Here is a 3,357-nt window from a genome sequence, read left to right as displayed (position 1 = left end):
GACATCCACTGCACAATCATCAACGTCCAAATCCTCGAATATTAGGAAAACGTGATGCGATTGCCCTGGCGCTCAAATAGCTCCATGGCCGATTCATGGACCTGGATGGCTTCGCGGTCACCCGCTTCGGTCTCAACGAGCATCTTGACGATGCGGCGGATGTCGCTGCGTTCGCGCAGCGCCGGGAGCGTTACGGTCAGTCCGTTGACCCGGTAGTAGAGATCCTCGCGAAAGGAGCCGGCGCGGATGGCATCGCGCAGCACCCGGTGGGTGGCGCACACCAATGAGATATCGACCGGCACCTGATTCTGCGACCCGACCGGAGCCACGCAACGTTCTTGAAGCACCCGTAGCAGACGGGCCTGCATGGTCAGTGGCATGTCGCCGATTTCGTCGAGAAAAAGGGTGCCGCCGTGCGCCTGCTGGATCTTGCCAATCGAACCTTCGCGGCGCGCGCCGGTGAAGGCCCCTCCGGCGTAGCCGAAAAGCTCGGACTCGATCAGGTTCTCGGGAATCGCCGCGCAGTTCAGCGCCACGAAGGGACCCTCGCGGCGCGGACCGGAGCAGTGGAAAGCCTGGGCGAACAACTCCTTGCCGACCCCGGACTCCCCCTGAATCAGCAAGGGAATATCTTTGCCGAGGATCCGCTTGGCCCGTTTCAGCGCGGTCTCTAGATGCGCGTCGCCCGTGGCCAGGCTGTCGAGCGTCAGCCGCGTGCCGCGCGAATCGCTTGCCGGTGCCGTAGCGGAAGAGGTCGAGCGGGCAGGTTTGGGCGGCGGGATCAGCCGCTGGGGCGTCATGCTGAGCAGTCGCGCCTGGAGGGCAGTTCCACTGCGCGTATCCAGCGATTGCAGCGAAAAGGGATTGCGGCGCGCGCGATCCGTGAAGGGGCCGAAGGGCTGCCTGAACAGGGCCGAGAACTCTTGCCCCAGCAATCCCTTGTGTTCCGCGAGAAGGCTGCGCGCAACCGCGTTCGCTCCCAGGACATGTCCGTCCGCCGACAAGGCCAGCAAGCCTTCCTGAGGTCCTCCAACGCATTCGGAACGCATATGCAGCGAGACCAGAATCTCGCCCGCGAACTCGACTTCGAACAGACGTCTCTCGATCATCTGGGCGGCGAGCCGAACCAGCCCGAGGGTGTGGCGCGGCTTGCCGCGATAGTCGGCCGAGATGTCGAGCACGCCGAGCATCTGGCCTTCGGGGTCGAGCAATGGCGCGGCGCTGCAGGTCAAGAAGTTATTGCGAAGGAAGAAGTGCTCGGCGCCGATGACCTCGATCGGTGCGGCTTCCTTCAGCGCCGTGCCGATCGCGTTGGTCCCGCGTAGCGACTCGTTCCAAGAGGAACCTGGTTGTAACGCCACGCGCTGAGCGCGACTGAAGAAATCCGGGTCGCCCAGGCCGTGCAGAATCATCCCCTGATTGTCCGCCAGGATCACCATGCTGCCCGAGGCTCGAATTTGCTCGAACAGATGCTCCATGATGTCACTGGCAAAGCGAAGTAGACGCTCGTTGCGATCGCGGGCCTCCGTGAGGGCGCTACGTCCCTCAGGCTCGCCGCGCCCGTCCGCGCTCCAATCCAGTCCGCTATTCAGGCAGCGCTGCCACGAGCGCAGCACTGGGCTCGTCAATACGTCTTCAACTCCCGAGATCAGGTCTCCATCGCCTGCGTTTTGATCGAAGAATCGTTTGCGCGCGTTCAATACGCGCGCTTGATGCGGGTCATCAGCCCGTCGTTGGCTCGTCATCGAATCGTCCCTCCTCGGCCCCCTTTAGGGAGCGTCTTTATTGTTCTGGGATCTGTATCGAAAGCTATCACCTGCCCCAAATCGCAGCAAGATAACAACCGGTTCGGGAGCATGGCTCTGCGCAAGTATCTTGCCAAACAGGGACAGGGACGGAATGGCGCATTGATTGCAGTCAGGGTCCTCAAGTACGGACACGACTCCCCGTGCCATGGACTGCATCAACCATTCGGTCACGAGTAAAGAACGAACATGGAATACACCCATCTGAGCGGAATGATCCTGCGTGCCCCACATCAGTTGTTGCTCGCCGCCCTGCTTTGCGCTAATGCGCCCCTCGCGGGCGCTCATGGCGACGTCGTACCTCAAGCGGTCGATGTTTCTGGCTTACCGAGCTTGGGTGAGGAGTGGCTGGATACGAATCCCTATCGTCAAAATCCCGCTGCCATTCGCATCGGGGATTCCGCGTTCAATCAGAATTGCGCGCGTTGCCATGGTCTTGGAGCCGTGTCGGGCGGCATTGCCCCCGATCTCCGTTATCTGCCCCTTGAGGACGAGGGCGATGAGATTTTTCTCAACCGGATCCGTCATGGCGCCAGCCGGGACGGTCGGGTCTTCATGCCGCCTTTCGAAGGGATCCTACAGCAGGAGGCCATGTGGGCGATTCGCGCTTGGCTTGAGAGCGTTCATGAGGAGTGACGCGGCCAAGCCGCTGTCTTGGATGCCTGCCATTGACTCTGGTACGGCTACACGCGCGGGAGTCGAGCGCAACGGTCAGATCGTCCGATAGCTCACCCGGGCTACAGTCCGTAGCCCGGATGGCGCGAGCGGGATCCGGGTCTGCGACCTAGAAGAAGCCCAATGCGTTGGGGCTGTAGCTGACCAGCAGGTTCTTGGTCTGCTGATAATGATCGAGCATCATCTTGTGGGTCTCGCGTCCGATGCCGGATTGCTTGTAGCCGCCGAAGGCGGCGTGGGCCGGGTAGAGGTGGTAGCAGTTGGTCCAGACGCGACCGGCCTGGATGTTGCGGCCCATGACGATGGCACGCCGCCCGTCACGGCTCCAGACGCCGGCGCCCAGACCGTAGAGCGAATCGTTAGCGATCTCCAGCGCCTCCTGCTCGTCCTTGAAGGTGGTCACCGAGACCACCGGTCCGAAGATCTCCTCCTGGAAGATGCGCATCTTGTTGTGACCGCGGAAGACGGTCGGCTTGACGTAATAGCCCTCGGCCAGATCGCCCTCCAGCACATTGCGCTCGCCGCCGATCAGGCACTGCGCCCCTTCCTGCTTGCCGATGTCGAGATAGGAGAGGATCTTATCGAGCTGCTCGTGCGAGGCCTGGGCACCGATCATGGTGTCGGTATCCAGCGGATTGCCCTGACGGACCTTGCCGACGCGCTCGATGGCGCGCTCCAGGAATGTATCGACGATCGACTCCTGGATCAGCACCCGCGAGGGGCAGGTGCAGACCTCGCCCTGATTGAGCGCGAACATGGCGAAGCCTTCGAGGGTCTTGTCGAAAAAGGCGTCCTCCTGATCCATGACATCGGCGAAGAAGATGTTCGGCGACTTGCCGCCCAGCTCCAGCGTCACCGGGATGATGTTCTCGGCCGC

At 62.0% G+C, this 3,357-nt stretch carries 2 protein-coding genes and 1 pseudogene; 1 reads left to right on the top strand and 2 read right to left on the bottom strand.

The features are described 5' to 3' along the window. Positions 1 to 41 precede the first annotated feature (41 nt). Positions 42 to 1,628, bottom strand: coding sequence for a sigma-54-dependent Fis family transcriptional regulator (locus tag ACFSJC_RS18060; RefSeq protein WP_386028593.1), 1,587 nt, complete (start codon positions 1,626 to 1,628; stop codon positions 42 to 44). Between the two features lie 366 nt (positions 1,629 to 1,994). On the opposite strand from ACFSJC_RS18060, the gene pedF reads away from it, so the two are divergent. After that, entirely contained in the window at positions 1,995 to 2,441 is a 447-nt protein-coding gene (gene pedF, locus ACFSJC_RS18055) for a cytochrome c-550 PedF (protein WP_386028592.1), read from the top strand. A gap of 148 nt (positions 2,442 to 2,589) precedes the next feature. Here the strand turns inward: pedF and adh are convergent. Then, positions 2,590 to 3,357, bottom strand: a pseudogene (gene adh, locus ACFSJC_RS18050) (aldehyde dehydrogenase); the annotation flags it as partial.

Origin of the sequence: Thiorhodococcus fuscus, assembly GCF_042682685.1 — a bacterium.
Classification (GTDB): Bacteria; Pseudomonadota; Gammaproteobacteria; order Chromatiales; family Chromatiaceae; genus Imhoffiella; species Imhoffiella fuscus.
The sequence above is the reverse complement of the archived record's forward strand: the minus strand, read 5'-3'. Positions and strand labels throughout refer to the sequence as shown.

Bases quoted from the DNA above. Each gene is read 5' to 3' on its own strand.
- pedF (WP_386028592.1), top strand. From the start codon at position 1,995: ATGGAATACACCCATCTGAGCGGAATGATCCTGCGTGCCCCACATCAG.